This is a genomic window from Saccharomonospora halophila 8 (genome assembly GCF_000383775.1).
In the GTDB taxonomy this organism is placed as follows: Bacteria; Actinomycetota; Actinomycetes; order Mycobacteriales; family Pseudonocardiaceae; genus Saccharomonospora; species Saccharomonospora halophila.
In genome coordinates, this window is sequence record NZ_KB912498.1 from 10,436 (window position 1) to 15,624 (window position 5,189).

Genomic DNA, 5,189 nt, shown 5'->3' on the forward strand with positions numbered 1-5,189 from the left:
GCTCGGACGGGGCCCGCGGACGGGGCCGCTCTACAGCGCGGCCGTGTCCGGGCGGGCCAGTCCGAGGTCCCCGGAGCGGCCCGCGGTGATCAGCTCGACGACCTGGCCGTGCGTCACGTCCCGGGCGGGCACCTCCGCGGCCACCCGCCCGAGGTAAAGCACGGCGATCCGGTCGGCGACCTCGAACACGTCCGCCATGTTGTGACTGATCAGCACGACCCCGAGGCCCGTGTCGGCGAGCCTGCGCACGAGGTCGAGCACCTGCCGGGTCTGCGCCACCCCGAGCGCGGCGGTGGGCTCGTCCAGCAGGACCACGGAGCTGTCCCACAGCACGGATTTCGCGATCGCCACGGTCTGCCGCTGACCGCCGGAGAGCGAGGACACCGGGGTGCGCACGGACTTGACCGTGCGCACCGACAGGGAAGCCAGGGTCGACCGGGCCGCCTGTTCCATGGCCGCCTCGTCCAGCAGCCACGGACTCCCCCGTTCCCTGCCGAGAAACATGTTCTCGACGATGTCGAGGTTGTCCGCCAGGGCGAGGTCCTGGTACACGACCTCGATCCCGAGGGCCGCCGCGTCGGCGGGACCGCGGATGTGCACCGGCTCACCACGGAACCGCACCGTGCCCGACTCCGCGGCGTGGATACCGGCGATGCACTTCACCAGCGTCGACTTGCCCGCCCCGTTGTCCCCGACCAACGCGGTGACCTCGCCCGCCCGCACGGAAAGGTCGATGTCGTGCAGGACGTGGACCGGACCGAAGCTCTTGTTCAGCCCTTCGAGCCGCAGCGCCGGCTCGACCCCGGGTTCCGCCGCTACCGTGCCGCTCACGAGATCCCCAGTTCCGCGCAGTCGTCGGCCAGGTCGTCGACGCACACGTCGGAGGCGTCCACGTAACCGGCGTCGATGACCCGCTTGACGTCGTCCCGGGTGATCAGGTGCGGTTCGAGCAGCACCGAGGCCACCTCCCGGTCGCCCTTCGGGTCCTCGGTCACGTCCCCGGCGAGCTCATCGGCGGCGGCCGTGTCCCCCTCGGCGAGCGCGGCGGCGAGCTTCGCGGTCGCCTCGGCCTCCTTCTTGATCGGCTTGAACACGGTCATGTACTGGTCGCCGCGCAGGATGCGGCGCAACCCGGCCGGGGTGGCGTCCTGACCGGTCACCGGCACGGTGCCGGCGAGCCCGTTCTTGCGCAGCACGGTGATCACCGCCCCGGCCAGTCCGTCGTTGGCCGCGACGACCCCGTCGACCGAGCCGCCGTTGGCGGTGAGCACCTGCTCGAAGATGGTGCCGCCGCGCTGGTTGTCCCAGTTGTCGATCGGTTCGCTGCGCACGAGCTCCAGCTCGCCGGAGTCGTACAACGGCTGGAGGACGTTGCGCTGTCCCTCGTGGAAGAGCGTGGCGTTGTTGTCGGTCGGGGCACCCTCGATCTCGACGACCTCGGCGCCCTCCTGCCCCTTCAGCGCCTGAGCCATGCCCTCGCCCTGGAGTTCGCCGACGCGGACGTTGTCGAACGAGACGTAGTAGTCGGAGCTTCCGCCGAGGTTGAGCCGGTCGTAGTCGATGGTGGGGATCCCCGCGTTGTTCGCCTCGGCCGCGACCGTGCTGCCGACCTCGCTGTTGATCGAGGCGATGATCAGCACCTCGACCCCGCGGGCGATCATTCCGTCGGCCAGGGTGCTGAACTTCTGCACCTCACCCTGGGCGTTCTGCACGTCCGGGTCGAAGCCCTCGGCGCGCAGCGCCTCCTCCAGCATGGGTTTGTCGAAGCTCTCCCAGCGCGACGACGAGGCCGTCTCGGGAAGGATGACGCCCACCGAGCCCAGCGGCGCCTCTCCCTGTTCGTTCTGCCCGTCGCCGCCCTCGGCGCCACCCCCGGCGTTGGCCCCGCACGCCGCGAGCGTCAACGTCATGGCGAACGCACCGGCACCAGTGGCGAGTCTGTTCGTCCGCATCGGCCACCCCTTCTCGAGTATGTTGCGGCGCACAACATATGCCCCGCATCACACGAAAGGGAAATCTGTATCGATCCAGAGCCCCCATGACCACGAGTCGACACGTTGCGTCAGCCGTGCCGTGGACGGCCGACGCGGCGCGAGCGCGAGTCCGCGGTACTCCGACTGCGGGGGCGAGAAGCGCACGAAACGACCGGCACCCGAGCGTCAACTCGCGGGGCTGGGGTGGCGACTCGCGGGGCTGGGGTGGCGACTCGCGGGGTTGGGGTGCTTGCCGGTGGTCACCAGGAGCGGAGGGTGGCGATGCGTTCCTCCAGCTGCTCGGCCGTGGCCATCGCGGTGGGTGGCCCACCGCAGACACGGCGCAGTTCGTTGTGGATCGCGCCGTGCGGCTTCCTGGTGCGGTGGTGGTGCAGCCCGACGAGTGTGTTGAGTTCCTTGCGCAGTGCCTTCAGCCGCTCGTTCACCGACTGCGGGCGCGGTGCGGGCGTCTGCCCGGGCGACTCCGGACCCGACGCACCCGACCCGGCCGCGTCCGCCGAGCTCCCGGTGCCGGATTTGCGGCGCTTGGCGTCGGCGAGCTGTTCCTCCTGGCGCTTGCGCAGCAGCGCGCGCATCTGGTCGGCGTCGAGCAGTCCGGGCAGCCCCAGGTACTCCTGCTCCTCCTCGCTGCCCGAGAATGTCGCGGTGCCGAACGAGTTGCCGTCGTAGATGACCTGGTCCAGCTCGGCGGAGGCGCCCAAGGAGGTGAAGGCCTTCTCCTCCTCGCCACGCTCGTCGTCGGTACGGTTCGCCGCGACGAGGAGTTCGTCGTCCCAGCCCTCCTTCTCCCGGTCCGGCTTGCCGAGCACGTGGTCCCGCTCGGTCTCCAGCTCGCTGGCCAGCTCCAGCAGCACGGGCACGCTCGGCAGGAACACGCTCGCGGTCTCCCCCGGCCGCCGCGACCGCACGAACCGGCCGATGACCTGGGCGAAGAACAACGGGGTGGACGCCGACGTGGCGTAGACGCCCACCGCGAGCCGGGGCACGTCGACGCCCTCGGACACCATGCGCACCGCCACCAGCCAGCGGTCGGTCGATTCGGCGAACTCGCCGATCCGCTTGGTGGCCTTCGGGTCGTCGGACAGCACCACGACCGGCTGCTCCCCGGACACCCGGGCGAGGATCGTGGCGTACGCCTTGGCCGACTCGTGGTCGGTGGCGATGACCAGCCCGCCCGCGTCGGGCACCCCGCCCGACCGCAGCTGGGTGAGCCGGGTGTCGGCGGCCTGCAGCACCGAGGGGATCCACTCCCCCGACGGGTCGAGCGCGGTGCGCCAGGCCCGCGCGGTCTGCTCGGCGGTGAGCGGCTCGCCCAGCCGGGCGGTGAACTCGTCACCCGCGCTGGTGCGCCAGGACGTCTCCCCGGAGTAGGCCAGGAACACCACCGGGCGCACGACCCCGTCGGCCAGAGCGTCGGCGTAGTTGTACGCGGAGTCGGCTTTACTGCGCAGCGCCCCGTCGGCGTCCGGTTCGTAGGTCACGAACGGGATCTGGGCGTCGTCGCTGCGGAACGGCGTCCCCGTCAGCCCCAGCCGCCGCACGGCGGGGGTGAACGCCTCAAAGATCGCGTCACCCCACGACTTCGCGTCCCCGGCGTGGTGGATCTCGTCGAGGATCACCAGCGTCTTCCGGTTCTCCGTGCGCACGCGGTGCAACGTCGGGTGCGCGGCCACCTGGGCGTAGGTCACCGCGACGCCCCGGTAGTCGGGGGAGGTGACGCCGGTGCCGTTGGTGAAGTTCGAGTCGATCGGGATGCCCGCCTCCTCCGCGGAGGCCGCCCACTGGTGCTTGAGGTGCTCGGTGGGCGTGACGATGGTGACCGACTCCACGGTGCGGTCGGACAGCAACTCCGCGGCGATACGCAACCCGAACACGGTCTTACCCGCGCCCGGCGTGGCCACCGCCAGGAAGTCCTTCGGCCTGCGGCTGAGGTATTTCGTCAGCGCACGGCGCTGCCAGGCGCGCAGCGGCCGGGCTGTCGCGTCGTCCGCCGGTTCGGGTGCGGCGACATCCTCCCGGGTCCCGGCCGTGTCCGACACCGACGCTTCCCTCCCTCGCGAACTCACGACACCGGCATGCGAAAACCCCCACGACGGCGGCCGGCGGCCGTGCCGGCTGCGCGGTGAGGGCGCACCGGGCAGCCTACCGCCTCCCGCCGGGACGGCGACGGAAAGGACACGCCGAGCGGGGATCGCGAGACGCGGGCGCCGTTGATGGACCATGCTGGACACCGCGATGCGGAGGCGAGAAGACGACAGCCGGCAGGCCCCCCGCCCCGGCCGGCGGCCCGGGGGTGCGGGTCCGGTGCGCCTGGTGCGCCGGACGATGGCCCGTGCCTGGGGCGGCAGCGTCTTCGCCGAGGCCGCCGAGGCCGCGTTCTGGCAGACGCTGTCCCTGCCGCCGTTACTGCTGGGCCTGCTCGGCAGCCTCGGCTACGTCGGCGACTGGTTCGGCGAGGAGGTCGTGCGCCGGGTCCAGGAGAGGATCCTCGCCTTCTCCGACACGATCTTCAGCGACAACATCGTCACCGGCATCATCGCGCCGACCGTGAACGACATTCTCACCACGGGCAAGGGCCAGATCGTGTCGGTGGGTTTCCTCATCTCGCTCTGGGCGGGCTCGTCGGCGATGGCCTCGTTCGTCGACGCGATCACCGTCGCGCACGACCAGCACCGTGTGCGCAACGAGGTGTGGCAGCGGTTCTTCGCCCTGCTGCTGTACCTGGCGAGCCTGGTGCTGCTGGTGATCGGACTGCCCGTGATCGCGATCGGGCCCGGGCTGCTGCCGGAGTTCTTCCCGGAGCCGTGGCGGCCCGCGATCGCGTCGTGGCTGTCGGTGCTGTACTACCCCACCTTGGCGGTGCTGCTGGTGATCGCGCTGGCGACGCTGTACAAGCTGGCGCTGCCGCGCAAACTCCCGTGGCACCGGGGTGTCCCGGGTGCGATCCTCGCGATGGGGATCTTCCTGCTGTCCAGCGTGGGCCTGCGCGTCTACATCGCGTGGATCACCACCACCGGCTACACCTACGGCGCGCTCGCCACCCCGATCGCGTTCCTGCTGTTCACGTTCTTCATCGGGCTGGCCATCATCACCGGCGCCTACTTCAACAGCGCGATCGAGGAGCTGTGGCCCGCGACGGGCACACGGCGACAGCGCCGCCGGTGGCGCCACCTGGAGCGGGACGGCGGCGGGCGG

The 5,189-nt window shown here is 71.1% G+C and carries 4 protein-coding genes; 1 reads left to right on the forward strand and 3 read right to left on the reverse strand.

The window, feature by feature from the left end; translation table 11 throughout:
- Positions 1 to 30: 30 nt before the first annotated feature.
- The 3 genes from SACHA_RS0104385 to SACHA_RS0104395 form a co-directional block, all read right to left on the reverse strand.
- Entirely contained in the window at positions 31 to 831 is an 801-nt protein-coding gene (locus SACHA_RS0104385; protein ID WP_019807492.1) for an ATP-binding cassette domain-containing protein, read from the reverse strand.
- A complete protein-coding gene (locus SACHA_RS0104390) occupies positions 828 to 1,952 on the reverse strand; it encodes a sugar ABC transporter substrate-binding protein (RefSeq protein WP_028662881.1) in 1,125 nt (374 codons plus the stop codon). The genes SACHA_RS0104385 and SACHA_RS0104390 overlap by 4 nt, the downstream gene beginning before the upstream one ends.
- A gap of 281 nt (positions 1,953 to 2,233) precedes the next feature.
- Positions 2,234 to 4,033 (reverse strand): DEAD/DEAH box helicase, encoded by a 1,800-nt coding sequence (locus SACHA_RS0104395; RefSeq protein WP_019807494.1) that lies wholly within the window; start codon positions 4,031 to 4,033, stop codon positions 2,234 to 2,236.
- Positions 4,034 to 4,229: 196 nt separating this feature from the next.
- On the opposite strand from SACHA_RS0104395, the gene SACHA_RS20245 reads away from it, so the two are divergent.
- The coding region (locus SACHA_RS20245) for a YihY/virulence factor BrkB family protein (protein ID WP_408640315.1) at positions 4,230 to 5,189 on the forward strand (960 nt) is incomplete at its 3' end.